The organism is Rufibacter sp. JT3400010, assembly GCF_054956755.1.
On record NZ_JBUDXA010000014.1, the window covers coordinates 67,819 to 88,658 of the forward strand.

Annotated in this window: 17 protein-coding genes; 10 read left to right on the forward strand and 7 right to left on the reverse strand. The window is 49.9% G+C overall.

What is annotated here, in order from left to right; genetic code table 11:
* Positions 1-213 precede the first annotated feature (213 nt).
* The 4 genes from ACY0JR_RS13795 (at position 214) to ACY0JR_RS13810 (ending at position 3,822) form a co-directional block, all read left to right on the forward strand.
* Positions 214-579, forward strand: a complete 366-nt coding sequence (locus ACY0JR_RS13795) for a BlaI/MecI/CopY family transcriptional regulator (protein ID WP_462634684.1) — start codon at positions 214-216, stop codon at positions 577-579.
* A 212-nt stretch (positions 580-791) separates the two neighbouring features.
* Positions 792-1,979 (forward strand): M56 family metallopeptidase, encoded by a 1,188-nt coding sequence (locus ACY0JR_RS13800; RefSeq protein ID WP_462634685.1) that lies wholly within the window; start codon positions 792-794, stop codon positions 1,977-1,979.
* A gap of 170 nt (positions 1,980-2,149) precedes the next feature.
* Positions 2,150-3,052 (forward strand): ABC transporter ATP-binding protein, encoded by a 903-nt coding sequence (locus ACY0JR_RS13805; protein ID WP_462634686.1) that lies wholly within the window; start codon positions 2,150-2,152, stop codon positions 3,050-3,052.
* The gene (locus tag ACY0JR_RS13810) at positions 3,049-3,822 is read left to right on the forward strand and encodes an ABC transporter permease (protein ID WP_462634687.1); all 774 of its coding nucleotides are present in this window, start codon (positions 3,049-3,051) and stop codon (positions 3,820-3,822) included. Before ACY0JR_RS13805 ends, ACY0JR_RS13810 begins: the two co-directional genes overlap by 4 nt.
* A gap of 370 nt (positions 3,823-4,192) precedes the next feature.
* On the opposite strand, the gene ACY0JR_RS13815 is transcribed toward ACY0JR_RS13810, so the two are convergent.
* The 3 genes from ACY0JR_RS13815 to dnaG all read right to left on the reverse strand — a co-directional run bounded on the left by ACY0JR_RS13815 (position 4,193) and on the right by dnaG (position 8,893).
* Positions 4,193-4,864, reverse strand: a complete 672-nt coding sequence (locus ACY0JR_RS13815; RefSeq protein WP_462634688.1) for a hypothetical protein — start codon at positions 4,862-4,864, stop codon at positions 4,193-4,195.
* A 301-nt stretch (positions 4,865-5,165) separates the two neighbouring features.
* Positions 5,166-6,410 carry a bifunctional 3,4-dihydroxy-2-butanone-4-phosphate synthase/GTP cyclohydrolase II gene (locus ACY0JR_RS13820; RefSeq protein ID WP_462634689.1) on the reverse strand — a complete coding sequence of 415 codons (1,245 nt, stop codon included), beginning with the start codon at positions 6,408-6,410 and terminating at the stop codon, positions 5,166-5,168.
* Between the two features lie 488 nt (positions 6,411-6,898).
* Positions 6,899-8,893, reverse strand: coding sequence for a DNA primase (gene dnaG / locus ACY0JR_RS13825; RefSeq protein WP_462634690.1), 1,995 nt, complete (start codon positions 8,891-8,893; stop codon positions 6,899-6,901).
* A 244-nt stretch (positions 8,894-9,137) separates the two neighbouring features.
* On the opposite strand from dnaG, the gene ACY0JR_RS13830 reads away from it, so the two are divergent.
* From ACY0JR_RS13830 to ACY0JR_RS13845, 4 genes are all read left to right on the forward strand, one after another.
* Positions 9,138-10,241 (forward strand): Mrp/NBP35 family ATP-binding protein, encoded by a 1,104-nt coding sequence (locus ACY0JR_RS13830; RefSeq protein WP_462634691.1) that lies wholly within the window; start codon positions 9,138-9,140, stop codon positions 10,239-10,241.
* A 4-nt stretch (positions 10,242-10,245) separates the two neighbouring features.
* The gene (locus tag ACY0JR_RS13835; RefSeq protein WP_181305665.1) at positions 10,246-10,515 is read left to right on the forward strand and encodes a NifU family protein; all 270 of its coding nucleotides are present in this window, start codon (positions 10,246-10,248) and stop codon (positions 10,513-10,515) included.
* Positions 10,516-11,068: 553 nt separating this feature from the next.
* Positions 11,069-12,346: a fumarylacetoacetase gene (fahA, locus tag ACY0JR_RS13840; RefSeq protein WP_462634692.1), complete on the forward strand. Its 1,278-nt coding sequence runs from the start codon at positions 11,069-11,071 to the stop codon at positions 12,344-12,346.
* Positions 12,347-12,488: 142 nt separating this feature from the next.
* Positions 12,489-13,340 (forward strand): flavin reductase family protein, encoded by an 852-nt coding sequence (locus ACY0JR_RS13845; protein ID WP_462634717.1) that lies wholly within the window; start codon positions 12,489-12,491, stop codon positions 13,338-13,340.
* Between the two features lie 376 nt (positions 13,341-13,716).
* On the opposite strand, the gene ACY0JR_RS13850 is transcribed toward ACY0JR_RS13845, so the two are convergent.
* From ACY0JR_RS13850 to porX, 3 genes are read right to left on the reverse strand one after another with little or no spacing between them, the layout of a single operon-like run.
* Complete coding sequence (locus ACY0JR_RS13850) at positions 13,717-14,943, reverse strand: alanine dehydrogenase (RefSeq protein WP_462634693.1); 1,227 nt, start codon at positions 14,941-14,943, stop codon at positions 13,717-13,719.
* Positions 14,944-14,951: 8 nt separating this feature from the next.
* Positions 14,952-15,401 carry a tRNA (adenosine(37)-N6)-threonylcarbamoyltransferase complex ATPase subunit type 1 TsaE gene (tsaE, locus tag ACY0JR_RS13855; protein WP_462634694.1) on the reverse strand — a complete coding sequence of 150 codons (450 nt, stop codon included), beginning with the start codon at positions 15,399-15,401 and terminating at the stop codon, positions 14,952-14,954.
* Complete coding sequence (gene porX / locus ACY0JR_RS13860; RefSeq protein WP_462634695.1) at positions 15,394-16,956, reverse strand: T9SS response regulator signal transducer PorX; 1,563 nt, start codon at positions 16,954-16,956, stop codon at positions 15,394-15,396. The genes tsaE and porX overlap by 8 nt, the downstream gene beginning before the upstream one ends.
* 144 nt (positions 16,957-17,100) lie before the next feature.
* Between porX and ACY0JR_RS13865 the strand changes: the two genes are divergently transcribed.
* Together ACY0JR_RS13865 and ACY0JR_RS13870 are read left to right on the forward strand one after the other, a co-directional pair.
* Positions 17,101-18,339 carry an HD domain-containing protein gene (locus ACY0JR_RS13865; RefSeq protein ID WP_462634696.1) on the forward strand — a complete coding sequence of 413 codons (1,239 nt, stop codon included), beginning with the start codon at positions 17,101-17,103 and terminating at the stop codon, positions 18,337-18,339.
* Positions 18,340-18,443: 104 nt separating this feature from the next.
* Positions 18,444-18,857, forward strand: a complete 414-nt coding sequence (locus ACY0JR_RS13870; protein WP_462634697.1) for a hypothetical protein — start codon at positions 18,444-18,446, stop codon at positions 18,855-18,857.
* Between the two features lie 267 nt (positions 18,858-19,124).
* Here ACY0JR_RS13870 and ACY0JR_RS13875 read toward each other — a convergent pair whose 3' ends face one another.
* Complete coding sequence (locus ACY0JR_RS13875; RefSeq protein WP_462634698.1) at positions 19,125-20,786, reverse strand: glycosyl hydrolase; 1,662 nt, start codon at positions 20,784-20,786, stop codon at positions 19,125-19,127.
* Positions 20,787-20,840 lie beyond the last annotated feature (54 nt).

The window sequence follows — 20,840 nt, forward strand, 5'->3', positions numbered from 1 at the left end:
TATTACCGTTCGCACCCAAGATCCTTTCAGGATGACAAATAAAAAATAGCCTACTATAGAGTGAATTCATTCCTGTTAAACTCTCATTAAGAAGCCTCTTCCCAGCTCAGGAAAAGGCTTTTTTATTTCAGTGGAAAAATATTGTATTCCAACCCTTTACTTTATTACGAAATATTCGTAGATATACGAAAACATCGTAGTAAGACAAGACCAATGGAGAAACTCACTCAACAAGAAGAAGACGCAATGCAGGTTATCTGGGAAACTGGGGGCGGCTTTATCAAGGATTTCCTGGAGAAACTGCCCGAACCCAAACCGCCTTACACCACGCTGGCTTCTACAGTGAAGAACCTGGAGAAAAAAGGCTTTGTACAGGGCGAAAAGTTGGGCAATACTTACCGCTACGCACCGCTCATCAAAGCCGAGGAATACAAGAAGAAGTTCATGAAGGGTTTCGTGGGCAATTACTTTCAGAACTCCTACAAAGAACTGGTGGCTTTCTTCGTGAAGGAGAAGCAACTCAGCCCAGAGGAGCTAAAGGAAATCATGGACATGATTGAAAACCAAAAACCAGAATAGTATGCCAGCGCTCCTTCTCTATCTTATACAGGTAAACGTAGGGTTGGCCCTCTTCTATGGCACCTACCAATTGGCCTTGAGGCAAACTACCTTTTACCGGCTCAACCGGTATTTTCTGGTAGCTGGTCTGCTACTCTCCTGCCTTTTACCCCTCGTGGACCTTACCTCCCTGCTCAAAGAGAAGCAGCAGCTTTACCAAACCGTCCAGAGCTTTGCTCCTTATTGGCAGATACCCATGGCAGCGGCTCCGCCCGAGCAAAATCTCAATTTCCCGGCTTATTGTAGTAGGGCTCTTTTGGGTAGGCGTGGGCGTGATGGGCATTCGGTTCACGGTGCAATTGATTTCGCTGTACACCATTCATCGGCAGGCTACCAAGGCTTCTTACCAGGGAATCCAATACCGTCATATTCAGGCCAACTTAGCTCCGTTTTCCTTCGGGAAAGCTATCTACTTCAACCCAAATCAGCACCCCGAAAAAGATTGGTTGCCGATTCTGCGGCATGAGCACACCCATGTGCAGGAACTACATACCCTGGATATTCTGCTCATGGAAATTGCCACGCTTTTCAATTGGTTCAACCCGGCCGTCTGGCTGTTGCGCAAGTCCCTGAAGCAAAACCTGGAGTTTCTCACCGATGAGCAAACCCTCAAAGCAGGCATTGACCGGAAACAGTATCAGTTCTCGTTGTTGCAAACAACCGGTGTTTCACCGCTTTCCTTTACTTCTTCTTTTAGTTTTCCATCCTTAAAACACAGAATTATGATGATGAACAAAGCCCCGTCTGCCAAAGTACAAAAGCTCCGCTTTCTGGCGGCATTGCCTCTGTTGCTGGTTGTGTTGTTTGCTTGCCAGGAAATTCCCGGCGCGGCACCAGAAATGGGGGCAATCCAACCTATGGGCAAACCGTTGTCGCAGGAGGGTCCCCAAGAGGACTATGACACATTCATGGAAAGGAACCCCGCTATTAGCCGCATTGGCTGGAACAAAGACTCTTTGTTTGTACACCTGAAAACAGGCCAAACTGAAACGTATCTAACTTCCAGGGAGGGATTGGCTGCCGCCGAGAAAAAGTACGGAACGCTACCGCCCCCGCCTCCTCCAGTTCCTGCTCCCCCAGCCGCTCCAGAAGCAGCATTGGCGCCACCTCCACCACCGCCACCTGTGCGAATAAAGCAGCAGGAAAATATGCCCGCAGACTATAGAGCTTTCTTGAACCGCAACACGCACGTGTACTATATCTATTGGACTCCGTCAGAGTTTGTGGTCACCATGAAATCAGGAGAAAAAGAGACGTATCTTAAAACAGCAGCGGGCCTAAAAGCGGCGGAGGGAAAATATGGAAGATTACCGACTGCCCCTGCCATGCCTCCACTTCAAGAAACATCTGAAAGGAAATAATCTTTCACTGCTCGTCTTTGGCTTCCATTCTCCAAAAAAGGCCAAAAACAGAAAGCCCGCTGGTAGAGCGGGCTTTCTGTTTGAAGACGACCTGTGTAGAGTTCGCAATTCTGCCAAATCCTTCTAGCTTTGTACACAGGCTGCAAAGCTATTCTCTAACCAAAACAGATTTGGCAAACGTATTAGACATTCAGGGATTGAGCAAGCGCTACGGCAGCGTTCAAGCCTTGGATCAATTAAGTATTCAAGTGCCCGAAGGCAGCATCTACGGCTTGCTGGGGCCCAACGGCAGCGGCAAAACCACCACCCTGGGCATTGTGCTGGACGTCATCAATGCCAGCGCCGGTACCTTCCAGTGGTTCGGGCAGCCTTCGTCTAAAAGCACCAAACGCCGCTTGGGTGCCCTATTGGAGACGCCTAATTTCTACCCTTACTTGACTGGCGAGGAAAACCTGCGCGTGAGCGCCGATGTCAAACGCATTGACCACGCCCGCATTCCAGCAGTACTGCAAACGGTGGGGCTGGCGCAACGCAAAGACAACAAATTCAAAGGTTATTCGCTGGGCATGAAACAACGGCTAGCTATTGGGGCTGCGTTGTTGGGAGACCCTGAGGTCCTGGTGCTGGATGAGCCTACCAATGGCCTTGACCCCGAAGGCATTGTGGAAGTGCGTCAATTGATCCAGCACATAGCGGCGCAGGGAAAGACCATTATCCTAGCCAGCCACCTGCTGGACGAAGTGGAAAAAGTCTGCACCCACATGGCAGTGCTGCGCAACGGTAAACTGAAAGCCGAAGGGCCGGTTTCCTCCATTATGGCAACTTCTGACCTAGTGTTTATCTCCGGCGGAGCCCCGCTGGAGACACTCATGCAGATAGCCCGCACGCTGCCCTTCGTGACCGAAGCCCGACCCATCAACGGTCAAATTCAACTTACCCTGAAACCGGAGACCGATAGTTCAGCACTGAACCGGGCCTTCTTTGCCCAGGGCATTGCGCTGGGCCAACTGGTAGTCCGCAAAAAAAGCCTGGAAAGCCAGTTTCTGGAAATCATCAAAGCCGATTCAGTATGACCTCCCTTCTACGCATAGAACTCCGCAAACTTCTGCCGTATTCTACTTTCTGGGTACTTCTGCTGTTGCAGTTGAGTCTCTTGTTTATCTTCTTCTACGCCCGGGGTCACATCCTTATCAACGGAAAAATGGCCGGCGATGAACTGTACCAATTCCCGAAGCTCTGGATGCACCTCACCTACATCTCCAGCTTCCTGAACCTGATTCCGGGCATTCTCCTGATCATTCTGGTGTCTGATGAATACACCTTTAGAACGCTGCGGCAACAGGTGATTGACGGCTTTTCCCGCGCCAACGTGGTGCAAAGCAAGTACACCGTCATTTTGCTGCTGGCGTTTGTTTTGGCCGTTTACGTGCTTCTGCTAGGCTTGGGCTTCGGGCTTTACTACGGGAAAGATACCGGTAGCACCTCCATGTTTACAGATGCGCAGTATGTGTTTTACTATCTGGTGCAGTTGGTAGGTTACATGACCTTAGCCATGCTGGTGGCGTTTCTGGTCAGGAAAACGGGCTTGGGCATTATGGTGTTTATGGCGTACACGCTGGTAATAGAACGCCTGCTTCATTGGCAAACTCCAGACAGCATAGACAAATACTTCCCCATGAAGGTCTTGGGTGCCCTTACCCCTAGCCCCCACGCCGAAATGGAACAACTTATGCTGGGCATCACCGATGTACTTACGCCCATGCAAGCCCTCGCTCCGGCTATCTTGTACGTCACCCTCTTCTGTTTTCTTTGCTACCAGTTGCTCCGCTCCCGCGATTTGTAGATGCTATTTCAAGCCTGTTTTCAGGAAAACACCGCTAAAAGACTAATAGGAATTCCCCTGAAGTAGGGCTGTTATAAGAGCTGGGTTGTTTTATCTATAAACCAGGAAGCATGGTTCAAGTTTTCAACTTGGACCCAAAATATTCGGAAGTTGCAAACCTTATGGCGCAGAAGTTACTTCCGTGACTTACTAAGAATGCTAACGAAAGTCACGGAAGTAACTTCCGCGCCATAGAAGGCCATAGAAAGCTCCGCTCTTGCAATTTATAAATGATGTTTCAGGCCTGTCACCTAAAAAAAGCAGAAGGCCCGCTAACGTATCGTTAGCGGGCCTTCTGCTTTTGAAATTAGCGTTGCTGCTAGAATCTTATTTAGTCTACCGCCGTGGTTTTCACTTCGGGCTGAGAAATGGCGCCCAGGTAACTTACAATTTTGGCCAGGTCTGGCAGGCTGGTGTACTTCAGCTTGTTTTGCTTGATGTAGTCCTTCATCACCTTTTCTTTCTTACCGTAGATCACCTCCAGGTCTTTTTTCACGTTGCGGAGCTCTTTTACTTTTCCGTTGGGCATGAGGATAAAGAAATTTTCTAGACGCTGCTCTACGTACATGGGGCCACCCACCGGATAATTTCCGTAGGGATAATAATAGCGGCTGCTCCGGTACATGGGGTCACGGCTTATGTCGCGGCGGGTCATGGTTTCGCGCTTGAGCAGGCCATAGTTTCCAATCACAATCTGCTCAAAGAAAGCCGGAGCCAGAAAATCGCTGTAATCATTCCCGAAGTTCCACCGCTGCGTCACAAACACCCGGCGGTAACGTCCTTCATTGTCAATGCCTTCAAAGCCCCGCACTGCTATAGGCGAAAAGGCCACCACAGAACCATCGGGCTTATTCACTCTGACCATATCCTCTGACCGGTGATACGTGATTTTTCCGTTCACTGAGTCACCGGAGGCCAGATACACCCGCCCCATTGGCCATTCATCTACCAACCCGGTAGACTGCGCCATGGTGTTGGCTGCCCATAAAAACAGTACTACCAAAAGCCCACACGCTTTTCTTCCCATCATCTTCATTTGTATAATTCCTCTTACTATAATACAACAAGGTTCTTTAAAAAAGATACTTCAAAATTCCTGAGAAGGTTGTCTAATTCCCAGTACTTTATAACGGAAACACAGGGTATTTTCGTGTGCCTTGGGCACCTGTTTTCAAGGGTTGTTTCGCTTCTTTCTTCTCGCCAAAGGCAGCTTCAGGAAATATACTCAAAAAGATAAATAGAAGTAATACTATATTCAATAAAAGCAAAAAGGCGGAAGTAAAACCTCCGCCTTTTTGCTTTTATTATTTTTTCAGGATTAGGTGTCCTAATTTGTCTCGTTTAGTGGTTAAGTACCGTTGGTTGTGCTCGTTGGGCGTAATCTCAATGGGTACCTGCTCTACAATCTGCAGACCGTACCCAATCAGTCCGGTTCTTTTGCGCGGATTATTGGAAAGCAACCGCATTTTGGTCACTCCCAAGTCTCTGAGGATTTGCGCACCCACGCCATAATCCCGCTCATCGGTCCCAAAACCCAGTTGCAAATTGGCTTCTACGGTGTCTAACCCTTGTTCCTGCAGTTTGTAGGCTTTCAGCTTGTTTAGAAGCCCAATGCCCCGGCCTTCCTGGTTCATGTACACAATCACGCCTTTGCCTTCTTTCTCAATCACTTCCATGGCTTTGTGTAGTTGCGGACCGCAGTCGCAGCGGCAAGATCCGAAGATATCGCCGGTTACGCAGGAAGAGTGCACCCGCACCAATACCGGTTCGCCTTCTTCCCAGGTGCCTTTTACCAGAGCCAGGTGCTTGGCATTGTTGCTGATCTGGGTGTAGGCGTAGAGGTCAAAGTCCCCAAAATCGGTGGGCAGCTCTACGGCAATTTCGCGCTCAATCAGGCTTTCTTTCTGTAGCCGATAGGTGATGAGATCTTTGATGGAGATGAGTTTCAGGTTGAAGCGCTCGGCCACTTTCTCCAGGTCGGGCATGCGGGCCATGGTGCCGTCTTCGTTCATTATCTCTACCAGAACCCCAGCCGGAGCCAAGCCCGCCAATTGGGCTAAATCCACGGCCGCCTCGGTGTGACCGGCTCTCCTGATTACGCCTTCCTTGCGGGCACGCAACGGGAAAATATGGCCGGGCTTGCCTAAAGAGGCTGGATCGGTTTTAGGATCGGCTAAGGCCAGAATAGTTTTGGCTCTGTCTGAAGCCGAGATACCCGTGGTACAACCGTGGCCCAACAAATCAACGGATACGGTGAACGGCGTGGCATGCAAGGCGGTGTTGCGGCCCACCATCAGCTCCAGACCTAGTGCGTCGCAACGTTCTTCAGTGAGGGGCGCGCAGATGAGGCCCCGGCCGTGGGTGGCCATGAAATTGACAATCTCGGGAGTGATTTTCTCCGCGGCACAGATAAAATCACCTTCGTTCTCGCGGTCGTCATCGTCTACCACAATCACTACTTTGCCGGCTTTTATATCTTCAATTGCGTCTTCTATTTTATCTAACATGATGTTGTCTTCTACGGTAAAGCAAGCCAAACCAAACGACATGCCTGCTTTTGGATGCGCAAAGATAGCGGTTTTTAACAGGTTTGTGCGCTTGGGTATCCGCCAGCTCCTAACGCTTGTTAGCAACTGCTTTCCTGATAACAATCTGAAGGCAGATTTGGTGACAAAAGAACCTGTTTTTCAACGAATTCGGCTTTAGAAAGAAGAAGAAACCCACCGCATAAGACCGCCAGTAACCTGAATTGCTTTCAAGCCGATTTTAGGAAAGAGGCTCTAAACGAAGAAAAGATTCTACATCCTATAGCAGTTAAGCAGGTGCTGCAGGTAGATACTTAATTAAATACGATGATTTCATTCGCTCGCCTCTGGCGAGTGTGAGCTACCTACGGCGTCCCGCCGCTACAAGGATTATCATACAAAATATAAAAAGGTCCTGACTTGGCCAGAGGCCGCGGGTAGCCCACACTCGCCAGAGGCGAGCGAGATTCTTGATTAAGTTTGATATTACGTTTAAGGTACTACCCTTAAGGCTACCGGCTCACCACAATACCTAATAAGTCAGCAATTTGCTTCTCAAACTCTTTGAGGGCTTTGATGGTGCGCAGGCATTTGTCCAGGTCTTGGTCATTGGTGAGGCCGGGCAGCGTGTCCATCTGGTCTTTGATCATGAGCTGCACGTTGCGCCACTTCAGACGCAAGACTTCGCGCTCAGAACCGTAAGAAACCAAGTCGCTTTCATGCGGAACGATGATCTCATGCGTGGCCCAGCCTTTGCTCAATTCATATTTCTCGCTGAGCAGATCTACCACCTCGGTACGGACTTCTTTTTCCTCGTGCTGCATGAACTCCGAGGCGGTGGGCAGAAATCCTTGCTCCAGTTTGAGGCGGCACAGTTCGAACAGCTTTTTGTAAATAGGGGTCTTAAACTCAATGTCCTCAAGCTCGCCCAGCATGAACTGGCTGGCGGTGAGGCCTTCCTCCACTTCCTTGTCGGCGTAGTTCAGGATGAACCGAATCACCTCGCGCTCGCGGGTGCGGAGCAGGTCGTTCTGGTTTGATTCATGCTGGTTTTCATCCTCGTACATGGCCGCCTCGGCCGCCGCCGCAGCTTCGGCTTCTGCCGCCATTTCCTCAAAGGAACCCGGTGCGTAAGATGATGAAGAACCGCCGTACGAAGAAGACTGCGACGGTTGCGACCGGGAATTTTTCTGCTCGGTGAGGTGAATTTTGTTGTACTCCGAGATAAGCACCTGCTCGTCAATCCCGAACTGCAGACTGCATTGCTTCAGGAATACGGACCGTTTGATGGCATCGGGGATCTTGGCGATGGACACCACCATTTCCCGAATGGCCTCGGCTTTCTTAACCGGATTATCTTTGGCTTCCTGGGCGTACAGCTCAGATTTGAAAGAAATAAAGTCTTGCGCGTGCTTCTCCAGATATTCCTTGAACGCTGTGTCGCCTACCTTCCGGATGTAGGAATCCGGGTCATCTCCGTCCGGAAACAAGACCACGTTCACGTTCAGGCCGCCTTCCAGAATCAGGTCGATGCCGCGCAAGGAGGCCTTGATCCCGGCAGGGTCCCCGTCATACAACACCGTGATATTCTTGGTGTACCGCCCAATAAGCTTGATTTGGTTCTCGGTGAGTGACGTACCTGAGGAGGCCACCACGTTCTCAATACCGCCCTGGTGCAAGGAAAGCACATCCAGATACCCTTCTACCAGATAGCAGTTGTCTTCCTGCCGGATGGATTGTTTGGCCTGGAACATGCCGTACAGCACATCAGACTTGTGGTAAATGGGCGACTCCGGCGAGTTGACGTACTTGGGAGATTTCTTGTCGTTGGTTTTAAGGGTACGCGCGCCAAATCCAATGGTCCGTCCCGACACGTTCTGGATGGGGAACATCACGCGCCCCCTAAAACGGTCATACTGCTTGCCTTCTTCCTGTTTGACAATGGTAAGGCCGGTTTCTTCCAGGTATTTCAGTTGAAAGCCCTTTTCCAGCGCCGCCTTGGTGAAATCATCCCAAGAGTCCAGGCTGTAGCCCAGCTCAAACTTCTGGATGGTAGCCGCCGAGAGCCCGCGTTGCTTGAAGTAGGGCGCGCCAATGCTCTGCCCCTCGTCATTCTTATGGAGCGCGTTTACGAAGTACTTTTTGGCAAAGTCTGATAAAATGTAGAGGCTGTCGCGCTCGTTCTGGGCCTGCACCGCCGCCGGACTCTGGTCTTCCTCAATGTCAATGCTGTACTTCTTGGCCAGGTACTTGAGCGCCTCCACGTAGCTGGTGCCCTCCACGTCCATGATGAACTGCACCGCGTTGCCCGCCTTTCCGCACCCGAAGCACTTGTAAATGCCTTTGTTGGGCGCTACGCTGAACGAGGGCGATTTTTCATGGTGGAAAGGACAGCACGCCCACAGGTTTTGGCCCTTCTTCTTCAAACTCACAAAATCACCCACAACCTCCACAATGTCGGCTTGCAGGATGATCTGGTCAACAACTTCTTTCTTTATCAGGGCCATGTATACTCAGGAAAATAAGGCAGTAGACAAAGGTACAGATTTCAGTTCTGGATGTCTGAGGTTGGGCTGCGGATATTTGTTCCGGCAAGCTATCTTAAACCTATTATCTTTATAATAATATCACCTTCTTACAAATTCCCGTTTCGCCTTACTTTTAGGAAACCAGCCTTAAAACCGCTTCTAATAGCTTGTTAAGCAGATAGTGTGTATCTTTGTACTAGCGAATTTTAGCGCTGTAGAAAGTATGGCAATTACTCAAGAAGACGTATTAAAAGCCCTCAGCTATGTAGAGGAACCAGATTTGGGCAAAGATCTGGTGACTTTGAACATGATTGAGGACGTACAAATAAACGGTCTGGACGTAGCCTTTACGGTGATTCTGACCACTCCCGCTTGTCCGTTGAAAGACCTTATCAGGAATGCGTGTATCCGGGCCATCCATACCATGGTAGACAAGGATGCGAACGTAACGGTGAACATGACCTCCCGTGTGACCTCGGCCCGCCAAGACAACCAAGCCTTGCTCAAAGGCGTGAAAAACATCATTGCCGTAGCCTCCGGTAAAGGTGGAGTGGGCAAATCTACCCTCACCGCAAACCTGGCCGTAGCGCTGGCGCAGTCTGGTGCTAAAGTTGGGTTGGTAGATGCTGATATCTCCGGCCCATCCGTTCCTACCATGTTTGGCGTGGAAGATGCGCGCCCGGCGGTGTACCGCATGCCCGACGGCCGCAACCTCATTGAACCCATTGAGAAATACGGTATCAAGCTCATGTCCATTGGGTTTCTGGCCCCGGCCGAGAGTGCGGTGGTATGGCGCGGTCCTATGGCCAGCTCGGCGCTGAAGCAGTTCATCACGGAGGTAGATTGGGGCGAATTGGATTATTTGCTTATTGACCTTCCGCCGGGAACCAGCGACATTCACCTGACGTTGGTACAGACAGTACCGGTAACGGGCGCTATCATTGTGACAACCCCTCAGAAAGTGGCCATTGCCGATGCTGTAAAAGGTTTACAGATGTTCCGGCAGCCGCAGATCAACGTTCCAATCTTAGGGTTGGTGGAAAACATGGCGTACTTCACCCCGGCCGAGCTTCCAGAGAATAAATATTATATCTTTGGACAAGGTGGCGGCCGTGACCTGGCAGAGCGCTACGGCGTTCCGTTTATTGGCGAAGTTCCGTTGGTACAAAGCATCCGCGAAAGCGGCGACCAGGGCGCTCCGCAGATTTTGCAGGAAGGCACCACCGCCTCACTGGCATTTGAGCAAGTAGCGCAGGAAGTGGCCCGACAGGTTTCCGTAAGGAACGCCAGTCTGGGCAAAACCAAGATAGTAGAAATTAAAGCGTAAGAAGATGGCAGAGAACGCACTAAACGAAATTTTAATCCAGCAAGTGGAGCAAGCCTTAGACTCCATCCGTCCGTACCTCAAAACAGACGGCGGAGACGTAAAGGTGCTGGACATTACCGAAGACCGAGTAGTTCTGCTGGAACTCTTAGGTGCCTGCGGTTCTTGCCCCATGTCTGCCATGACCTTCAAAGGCGGCATTGAGCAAGCCATCATGCGCGCCGTCCCAGAGATCAAAGGCATACAGGCGGTGAACCTCACCCCCATGGACGTTTAAGATATACCACAACAGAGTTTGTAGGCCGGTAGGCTGTGAAAGAATCCTTTCACAGCCTACCGGCCTTTGTTTTTGGTTAGTTTTCAGAATAAAGACTAAAAACAAAGAGCAAAACACTGAAAACTGGCGCAAGACTCCAGGCTCGCCGGAAACCATACATGGAAATATTGTTGTGCGTAGAGTTAGCGTTAGCGCTCTACGCACTAATGGACAGCCAATCTCCTGATTGGCGAGTTATTGGCACAGACGCTCGCAGGTCTTCCAGACACTACGAGGTCTTTTGAGCAGGCGGTATAGCGGTGGCAGGCAGAAGCACACCCCTCCTAGTTTAGGAGGGGTGTGCGGAAGGCGGGGTGGTAAAAAAACAATAGCATGAGTAGCAGACGCAATTTCCTGCAATGCGTAGCTTCGCTGCCTGAAAGCGAGGCTAGTCTGGAAGACCTGCGAGCGTCTGTGCCAATAACTAACCATTAGTAGCGCCTTCTCCTAGAAAATGGCATTCCCTTTTCTCGCTTAGCTTTCTATCTTTGTTTAACCACCTACCATTACTGATATGCTCACCGCCAACGACCCTTCGCTGCATTCCTGGATTCAGATTGCACCTGACTGTGATTTTCAGATTCAGAACCTTCCTTTCGGGATTTTTCAGGCCGAAGACCGGGACGCAAGAGTAGGGGTAGCCATTGGCGAATATGTGTTGGATGTGTACGTGCTCACGCAACACGGGCTTTTTGACATGCTGGACGTGGAAGACCCCACCGTGTTTCATCGCCCGCACCTCAACGAGTTCATGGCGCTAGGCCGAACCATCTGGCGGCAGGTACGCGGCCGACTATCAGAACTGCTGCGCAATGACAATCCTGAAATTAGGGATAACCGCGAACTCATGGCCGAATGTCTTCTGAAACAGAAAGATGTGCAGATGCTCCTACCCGTGCAGGTGCCTAATTATACTGACTTCTACTCCAGCATGGAACACGCCACCAACGTAGGCTCCATGTTCCGCGACCCAGCCAATGCGCTGCTGCCTAACTGGAAACACCTGCCGGTGGGTTACCACGGTCGTGCTTCTTCTATTATTCCCTCGGGTGTGCCCATCAGAAGGCCCAAAGGTCAGACCAAACCCGCCGATGCTGATGTTCCCGTTTTCGGACCTACCAAACAGTTGGATTTTGAGCTGGAAATGGCGTTTATCACCGGCCAGCCTACCGAGCTAGGCACTTCACTTACCACGTTAGAGGCCGAAGAATATATTTTCGGGATGGTGTTGTTCAATGACTGGTCGGCGCGGGATATTCAGGCGTGGGAGTATGTGCCGTTGGGACCGTTCCTGGCCAAAAACTTTGCCTCTTCTATCTCGCCGTGGGTAGTAACGCTAGATGCGCTGGAGCCTTTCCGGGTAGCAGGTCCGGTGCAAGACCCCAAGGTGCTGCCCTATCTGGATTACAGCGGAAACAAAAACCTCGACATCAACCTGGAGGTCACCTTACAAGCGCCTACCCTGCCCGAGGAAGTAGTCATCTGCCGTTCCAACTACAAACATCTGTACTGGAACATGAACCAACAGTTGGCGCACCACACCATCAACGGCTGCAACCTTGAAGTAGGCGATATGTACGCCTCCGGCACCATCAGCGGCCCCACGCCAGATTCGTATGGTTCTATGCTGGAACTGACCTGGCGCGGCACCAACCCCCTCCAACTACCCAATGGCACCGAGCGCAAGTTCCTCCATGACGGCGACGTAGTAACCATGCGCGGTTACGCCGAAAAGAATGGCATCAGGGTTGGCTTTGGCGAAGTGACTACCGAAATCCTGCCTACTCTTTAAGATTAGAAGATTTGAAGATGAGAAGATGAGCTCATTCCCACATCTCCTAATTTCCAAATCTTCTCACCTCCTCATCTTCAAATTTACTCCTTTGAGAACCTTCAACCCTAAAGAAATACCTACCGGTCAATTCCACAGCTTGATGTTGGGAGCCATCGCGCCCCGGCCCATCGCGTTCGCCAGCACCATTGACCAGGAAGGTAATGTGAACCTGAGTCCTTTCAGCTTCTTTAATTGTTTCGGGTCAAATCCGCCGGTGCTGATCTTCTCGCCTGCCCGCCGCGTCCGCGACAATACCGGTAAGCACACGCTGGAAAACGTACTGGAAACCGGGGAAGTAGTCATCAACATCGGGAATTATGCCCTAGTGGAGCAGATGTCTTTGGCCAGCACCGAGTACGACAAAGGTGTGAATGAATTCGTGAAAGCGGGTCTCACACCGGTAGCTTCCACCTTGATAAAACCACCTCGCGTGGCCGAGGCTCCCGCAGCCTTCGAGTGCAAAGTACTGGAAGTAAAACCCATTGGGGACAAAGGAGGCGCTGCCAACCTGGTTATCTGTGAGGCTCTTTTGCTGCACGTCCAGGAAGAGATTTTCGGGGCAGATGGTAAAATCATTGATCCTTTTAAACTAGACGCCGTGGCCCGCCTGGGCGGCGACTGGTACCTCCGTGCCCAGGGCGATTGCCTGTTTGAACTGCCCAAGCCACTCCAGAACAAAGGCATGGGCATAGACCAACTTCCGACGCACATTCGTCAAAGCCCCGTACTTACCGGCAACAACCTCGCCCGCCTAGGCAATACCCAATCATTGCCTTCAATGGAAGAGGTTCAGGAATTCAGAAACGAGCCTATTTACCGTTACCTTGCACAAGCCCATCAGCAAAATCCCGAAGAACAGGAAAGGCAAATCCATTTATTGGCTCAGAAACTATTGGAGGAAGGACGGATACAGGAAGCCTGGAAGGCTTTATTGACGATTGAGCATTCCTAATCATTGCTTTCGGGTTAATTTGCGAAAACAACCTTAAAACAACAAATGCGGTGTCTTCACTCGCTCGCCTCTGGCGAGTGTGAGCTACCTGCGGCGTCCCGCCGCTTTTTAGCCGTTTATCAAAAATGAACATCGAAGCGGCCAGAGGCCGCAAGTAGCTCACACTCGCCAGAGGCGAGCGAGGGTTCTGTTTCAATGTGTAATTCATTTTTAGGGCTAACCAAACCATTGCTGGTGTAGGAGTACTTGTGGTTGCCCTAATGCGGTTAGGAACGTAATGGACAACCACAAGGGATTGCCCCTACACAAAAAAAGCGTTTCGGGCCTGTTTACTCGAAAACAGGTCCGAAACGCTTTTTTTGACAACAAACAACAATTAATTCCGCACAGCAATCATCAGACTTAACTCTTTGTAGCGCATGTTGAATTTCTTCGCGATGGAGGCGTTGGTAAGGCTGCCTTTGTAGATGTAGACACCGCTACGGTAATGTTCGTGGGTGAAGAGGGCTTCGTTGACGCCGCCGTATTTGGAAATCTCCAGGAACATGGGCGTGAATATGTTGCTCAGGGCTTTGGTGGCGGTACGGGGCACGCGCGACGGGATATTGGGTACGCAGTAATGGATGACATCATACTTGCGATACACTGGCCGTCTATGGGTAGTCATCTCTGAGGTCTCAAAACAGCCACCTTCGTCAATGCTGACGTCAATAATCACGGAACCTGGGTTCATCTTAGCCACTACTTCCTCGGCAATCATGCAGGGCACTTGGCCATCTTCGGCGGTGACGGCGCCAATCACGACATCGGCATCCTGAATCTCGCGGTGCAGGATGGTGTGGTCTAACGTAGAGGTGAAAAGCTGAGTGCCAACGTTCTGTTTGAGGCGGCGCAATTTGTAGAGATGGTCGTCAAAGACCTTTACTTCGGCACCCAAACCTAGTGCGGCACGCGTGGCGTACTCGGCAACGGTTCCAGCTCCAATAATGACAACTTTGGAAGGAGGTACGCCGGTGATTCCGCCTAAAATTACGCCTTTGCCTTCGTTGCTACTGCTGAGGTACTCGGCGGCAATCAGCATGACGGTACTGCCGGCAATCTCGCTCATGGCCCGCACGACGGGTTTGGTGTCTGATTTGTCTTTCAGCAGCTCAAAAGAGATAGCATTAATTTTCTTGCGGCAGAGTGCGCCAATGTATTCTGCCGTTAGCGAGCCAATTTGTAAAGCAGAGATAAGCGTTTGACCCGGTTTGAAGAACTCCAGTTCATCCAAAGTAGGCGGCGCAATTTTCAACACGATATCGGCTTCGTAGACTTCTTTGGTGGAGTAGACAATGACGCCGCCGGCCTCTGAGAACTCGTGGTCTGAGTATTTGGAAGGAGCCCCGGCCCCCGATTCAATGTAGACTTCGTGCCCGTTATCGGTCAGTTGTTTCACAGACTCGGGCGTTAGCCCTATGCGGTTTTCCTGTAGGGAAGATTCTTTGGGGATGCCAATGAACAGATTCCGTTTGCGGGTCTCTATGGCCAACATTGACTCTTTAGGCATCAGACTGCGGGCGGTTGCCTTGGTCAGGGCCTCAAACCCGGTCTTCTCCGTCATTTCCTCCATCATAGTACTGTCATGCTAATGATACGCGCCTCTTCGGCTTCTCCAGTTTCAATAGATACCTCCACCACGTCGTCTTGAGGCAGCAGGTCTGCCACTTTAGACGGCCATTCAATGAGGCAAAGGTTACCGGAACCGAAGTACTCCAGCGCTCCTATATCCAATGCTTCAGCCTGGTTTTCGACCCTATAAAAATCAAAATGGTAAATGAGTTCCCCGTTCTCTGCCTCGTACTCATTCACGAGGGAGAAAGTAGGGCTGCTGACCGGTTCCTGCACCCCTTTTTGGGCGCATATTGCCTTGATAAAGGTGGTTTTACCGGCCGCCATCTCACCCTCAAACAAAATTATCCTTTTTTGTCCGATAAATGATAATAATTCGGTGGCGGCCTGGGGTAAATCCGCTTTTGTTACAATAGAAAGAGTTTGCTGGCGCGCTTCAGGCTCAGGCATTTTTAGTGGAAAGGGTAATGAATGGAATAATACACTCTTCCAAAGAGACGCCGCCGTGCTGGAACGTGTCTTTGTAGTGGTTCACGTAGTAGTTGTAGTTGTTGGGGTACGCAAAGAAGTCATCGTTCATGGCGAAGACGTAGGCCGTAGACACGTTGCTTTTAGGCAGGTGAAAACGCTCGGGCTTGCGGCACACCAACACATCTTTCTCAGTAAAACCCAGGTTTTTGCCGTGCTTGTAGCGCAGGTTGGTGTTGGTGTTACGGTCGCCCACAATCTTGAATGGCTTTTTCACGCGCACCGTGCCGTGGTCTGTGGTGATGATGAGGCGACCCTTCTTATCTGCAATGGCTTTGAGCGTGTCAAACAGCGGCGAGTGCATGAACCACGAACGCGTGAGCGAACGATAGGCCGCCTCGTCAGCGGCCAACTCCCTGATCATCTGCATGTCAGTACGGGCGTGTGAAAGCATGTCCACAAAGTTGTAGACAATCACATTAAGCTTGTTGTTCTCCAGGTTGTTGAACTTGGTCAATAGCTCTTTACCGGCCGTGTTGTTGGTGATTTTATGGTAACTGAACTTCTCTTTGATGCTGTTCTGCTGTAACTGAATCTCCAGGAAATCTTCTTCGTGCAGGTTTTTGCCTTCCTCCTCGTCATCAGACACCCACAGGTTCGGGTATTTCTTGGCAATGTCGGCGGGCAGCATGCCTGAGAAAATGGCGTTACGGGCGTAGGCGGTGGTGGTGGGCAGAATGGAATAGTACATTTCCTCTTGGTCCACGTTGAAGTAGTCCGTGATCAAAGGCTCCAGCACTTTCCATTGGTCATACCGCAGGTTGTCAATTAAAATGAAGTACACGGGTACATTGCTTTCTTTCATCAAAGGGAACACGCGGTCTTTGAACAACCGATGGCTCATGAGCGGAATCTCATCGGTCTCATTGTTCACCCATTCCTCGTAGTTGTCCATGATGAACTTGGCAAAGTTGGTGTTCGCCTCGTCTTTCTGCATGTTGATGACCTCGGCCATGCTCTTGCCTTCGGTATCAGCTATCTCCAGTTCCCAGTACACCAGTTTCTTGTACACGTCGGCCCATTCCTGGTAATTAAGGCGGTCGCCGAAGGCCATGCCCAAGGTCCGGAAATCGCGTTGGTACGAACTGTTGGTTTTCTCCTCCACCAGACGGCGGTTGTCCAGAATCCGCTTCGCGGAAAGTAGGATTTGGTTGGGGTTGATGGGCTTTATGAGGTAATCAGCGATTTTTGAGCCGATGGCCTCTTCCATGATATGCTCTTCCTCGCTTTTGGTAATCATGACCACCGGCAGCGTAGGCCGGGCCGCTTTGATTTCGGCGAGGGCCTCTAAACCGCTTAGGCCGGGCATGTTTTCATCTAAAAAAACAAGGTCAAAAGTCTGTTCCTGCACCTTCTCTATGGCATCTGCCCCGCTGTTCACGGGAGTAATGTCGTAGCCTCTCTCGGTTAAGAAGAGAATATGCGGCTTGAGTAGGTCAATCTCGTCGTCCGCCCACAAAATAGTATATCTTTGCATGGCTAATTATTGATTTTCATAGCGTGTGTAGTAGTTGGCATTTTTGGCTCTTTTTTGGCAATACTGCCCTGAAACCAAGGAGTATTATACCTATACGCGTACTAATACCTTTACCGACAACGGACACAAAAGAAGTTAGTTATCTTGAATAAGAAAAAAATCTTCAACGACCCGGTTTACGGCTTCATTACTGTTCCGTCTGACCTGCTGTTTGACATTATCCAACACCCGTACTTTCAGCGCCTGCGGCGGATAAAGCAACTGGGCCTCACCGAATTTGTGTACCCGGGCGCACTGCACACCCGTTTCCACCACGCGTTGGGTGCTATGCACCTCATGAACATTGCCTTGCAGAGTCTGAGCGGCAAAGATAACATCATTACGGACAAAGAGTGCGAGGCTTCCATGGCGGCCATTCTGCTGCATGACATCGGGCACGGGCCTTTCTCGCACGCCCTGGAGGCAGCCATTTTTGACCAGGTGCCCCACGAGCAAATTTCGCTGCACATCATGGAACTGCTGAACCAGGAGTTTGACGGACGTCTGCAACTGGCCATTGACATCTTCACTGACAACTACCACCGTCACTTCTTCCATCAACTGGTTTCCAGCCAATTGGACGTTGACCGCTTGGACTACCTGAACCGGGACAGCTTTTACACCGGTGTCTCTGAAGGGAAAATTGGCGCCGACCGTTTGCTCAAAATGCTGAACGTGCATGAAGACCAACTAGTAGTAGAAGAGAAAGGCATCTATTCCATTGAAAGCTTTCTGGTAAGCCGCCGGCTCATGTACTGGCAAGTGTACATGCACAAAACCGTGACCAGTGCCGAGCAGATGGTCCTAAAGATCATGCAGCGGGCCCGTGAGTTAACCCAACGGGGCGAAGACGTACCTGCCAGCGTGAACCTCCAGTATTTCCTGCGCGAAAGTGTCTCCATCCTTGATTTTGAGCGGGACCCCAGCATTATGCGGCGGTTTGTGTCTCTGGATGACTATGACGTTTGGAGCGCCATCAAAGCTTGGGCTGAGCACCCCGACAGTATCCTGAGTTATCTTTCCACCTGCCTGTTGGAGCGCAAACTCTTTAAAATCATGCTCTCCCCCACTCCGTTTGACATTGAATTTCTGGTGGGCGTACGTGAACTGGCGGTGGAGCACTTTGACATCTCCCCAGATGAGGCGCATTACATTGTCATAGAAGGCAAGATCAGCAACAATGCCTATCAATCTGGCGAGGAAACTATTAACGTCTTGACCAAGCAGAGCCTGGTGGTAGACGTGGCCGAGGCTTCAGATTTGCCCAGTATTCAGGCATTAAGCAAAAAAGTAGAGAAGTACTACGTGTGTTATCCCAAGGAAATTACCCGCATGAGCATCTGATTACCAGAAACGTTTCACGGAGATTTTCTTCAAAACAGGCCTAAAATAGAGCTTTGTTTCAAATGCGACTGTTTGGAACGAAGCTTTAAAACAGAACCAAACCCATGATTATCTACCAAAGTGGCTTAATTACCTTAGACTATGACCCGGCCACCGATATACTTTACATTCAGTGGCCCGATGTGCAGGATTTTCTGGTTCCGGAGATTAGACAGGCCTTAAAGATCTTGGTAGACCATATCAAAAGCTACGATATCAAGAAACTCCTTATTGACTCCAGCAAGGCCTCGCTGGAAATACCAGGTGCCGAGTACAAAGACGTTCTGAAAGAATTCGGGCAGAACCTCATGCAAACGCGTCTGGAAAAGATGGCCCGTATTCTTACTCCAGACCCTACCCGCGAAGACAAGGTAGAGGAAGCGAAGCAGGAACTGCATTTTCCCATTCCTTTACGCACTTTCACAGACAAACAAGAGGCTATTTCCTGGCTCAAAAGTACACTAGTGGAGAACGCGTAAAAACGTCTCTGTTTCTTTAGTGTCCACTTGAAACTAACTTTCCGCTTCCCGTTTTAGGCCGATTTTATCAAATTACCCCTAAACGGGAACACTACGTCTGTACTAAGTAATCAAACAGTTAAACCAAACTTTTGTCATCCTGTAAGGATCTTGTGGGCGAACTAAAAAGGCCTTTCTGAACCGCCATTACTGTTCGTGACCAAGATTCATTCAGGATGACAAAGAAATTAGATAAGGTTATTTGTCTTCGTACTAGTGGGCGTTTGATTACTCTTTCACAACTTTAAGTCCTTTGGTTCCATTTACTACCACCAGATAAAAACCGGGGCGGAGGTTTGCCATAGATATCACTACTTCTTTGCCGCTGGTCTTCTGGTTCAATACTCTTCCTCCCACTTGATTGTAGACCTCAATAGTTCGGATTGTTTTACTTCCTTTCACCTTTAGTTGGTCTTGCACCAATGTAGGATAAGCAATGAAAGTCCGATGCTCGAAATCCAAATCTTCAATCCCTGTCAGCACCTGGTCTTGCCTGGTGTAATTTCTGAGGTTCGGCATTTCATCTAAGGTGATGACGTACTCATGGGCAAACATTTTTTTCCATAGGTCTAGCGAGTTGTATCTACTCTCTTTGGTGTAGCCCCCGTACCAAGGCATGTACCAGGACCAGGCAGCACCGTCCTTCAGTAGATTATCTACATCTGGGAAAGAACCCGTCTCGCTTAAGGTCAACATCTTCTTGCCGCCATACCTGTTGTTCATATCACTGAACTCCAGCACCTGAGAACCGTGATCGCCATCTTTGTACACATCTCGGCCCACTATGTCCACATATTCATCCCCGGGGTACCAATCATCATCGTTCGGCTCTCTGGTCCATACCCAGATGAGGTTTCGCAAGCCATGATGGTTTACCATGCGGTCATACATCAGGCGCCAAAGGGCCTTCAAAGGGGCTCCACCTTTGGCGCCCCACCAAAACCAACCGCCTGCGGCTTCGTGCAAGGGACGCCAGATAACCGGCACATTCTGACTTTGGAGTTCTTTCAGCATACCAGAGATATAATCAATATCGGCTAGCATGGCTTTATACTCTACTGAGTTAGGGTCAGATACTTTGGAGATATCAAAGGTGGTACCGGTAGGTTTAGACGAGTTCCGGGTATAGAATTCCTCTGTAGCCCGGGAAGGATCACGCCAGTGCCACAGCATGGCAGGAATGCCGTTCCGCTCATACCAGGTTTTGGCATCAATAATGGGGGTTTTATCATTGTACCAGCTATATCCTCTGCCGCTATGCATAAAATCTAACCCCAGCAGTGCTGGCTCTTTTCCCGTGTTTTGCTTTAACCAGGCAGACTCATCAAAGCTGTTGAGCGTCATCACCCCAGAGATTATCTTGTCACCGTAGTTATCCAGCAGGAAATCATATAAAGCCTTGGCTTCTAGGGTGGGGTTAGAGGTTACTAAGTGTTGATTCAGGTTAAATCTGTTCGTCGCATTTACCTCTTCAAATTCAACATAATCAATATTGATCCACCCCCAGGACTTGATAATCTTCACCTGATGCTGCCCCGCGGATAATTGCAGCCCACTCACTAACTTTAAGGTAGAATACTGGGGTTGTGCAAAGGAGAAGTCAAGACTATTTCCGTCTATATCAAATTTATTTATCTTACTCCCACCTGTAGAAGCCGCTCTTATATAGATATTGTAAAACCCCGCTTTGGGTGGGATGATAGAAAAGGTGAGATTACCATCTTTCTGGGCTACCTCAAAACCACCTGAACACGTAGCACAACTTTGCTTTAATGCTCCTCCAGAAAGGGTAGCATTTTCGGCTTCATATTTCTGCCCATACCCATACGTCTGTAGTGCGAAAACAAGCGCGACTACTATCAGCAGGAACTTGGTATAGCTGTTTCTCATAAATGCAGTTTTTTGCTGTTCACACAACTTTCTATAACTCCTTATTCTGTAGAT

Bases quoted from the DNA above. Each gene is read 5' to 3' on its own strand.
- porX (WP_462634695.1), bottom strand. From the start codon at position 16,956: ATGCAAAGATATACTATTTTGTGGGCGGACGACGAGATTGACCTACTC.
- ACY0JR_RS13845 (WP_462634717.1), top strand. From the start codon at position 12,489: ATGTTGGGAGCCATCGCGCCCCGGCCCATCGCGTTCGCCAGCACCATT.
- ACY0JR_RS13870 (WP_462634697.1), top strand. From the start codon at position 18,444: ATGATTATCTACCAAAGTGGCTTAATTACCTTAGACTATGACCCGGCC.
- tsaE (WP_462634694.1), bottom strand. From the start codon at position 15,401: ATGCCTGAGCCTGAAGCGCGCCAGCAAACTCTTTCTATTGTAACAAAA.
- fahA (WP_462634692.1), top strand. From the start codon at position 11,069: ATGCTCACCGCCAACGACCCTTCGCTGCATTCCTGGATTCAGATTGCA.
- dnaG (WP_462634690.1), bottom strand. From the start codon at position 8,893: ATGGCCCTGATAAAGAAAGAAGTTGTTGACCAGATCATCCTGCAAGCC.
- ACY0JR_RS13830 (WP_462634691.1), top strand. From the start codon at position 9,138: ATGGCAATTACTCAAGAAGACGTATTAAAAGCCCTCAGCTATGTAGAG.
- ACY0JR_RS13795 (WP_462634684.1), top strand. From the start codon at position 214: ATGGAGAAACTCACTCAACAAGAAGAAGACGCAATGCAGGTTATCTGG.
- ACY0JR_RS13835 (WP_181305665.1), top strand. From the start codon at position 10,246: ATGGCAGAGAACGCACTAAACGAAATTTTAATCCAGCAAGTGGAGCAA.
- ACY0JR_RS13820 (WP_462634689.1), bottom strand. From the start codon at position 6,410: ATGTCGTTTGGTTTGGCTTGCTTTACCGTAGAAGACAACATCATGTTA.
- ACY0JR_RS13810 (WP_462634687.1), top strand. From the start codon at position 3,049: ATGACCTCCCTTCTACGCATAGAACTCCGCAAACTTCTGCCGTATTCT.
- ACY0JR_RS13850 (WP_462634693.1), bottom strand. From the start codon at position 14,943: ATGACGGAGAAGACCGGGTTTGAGGCCCTGACCAAGGCAACCGCCCGC.
- ACY0JR_RS13875 (WP_462634698.1), bottom strand. From the start codon at position 20,786: ATGAGAAACAGCTATACCAAGTTCCTGCTGATAGTAGTCGCGCTTGTT.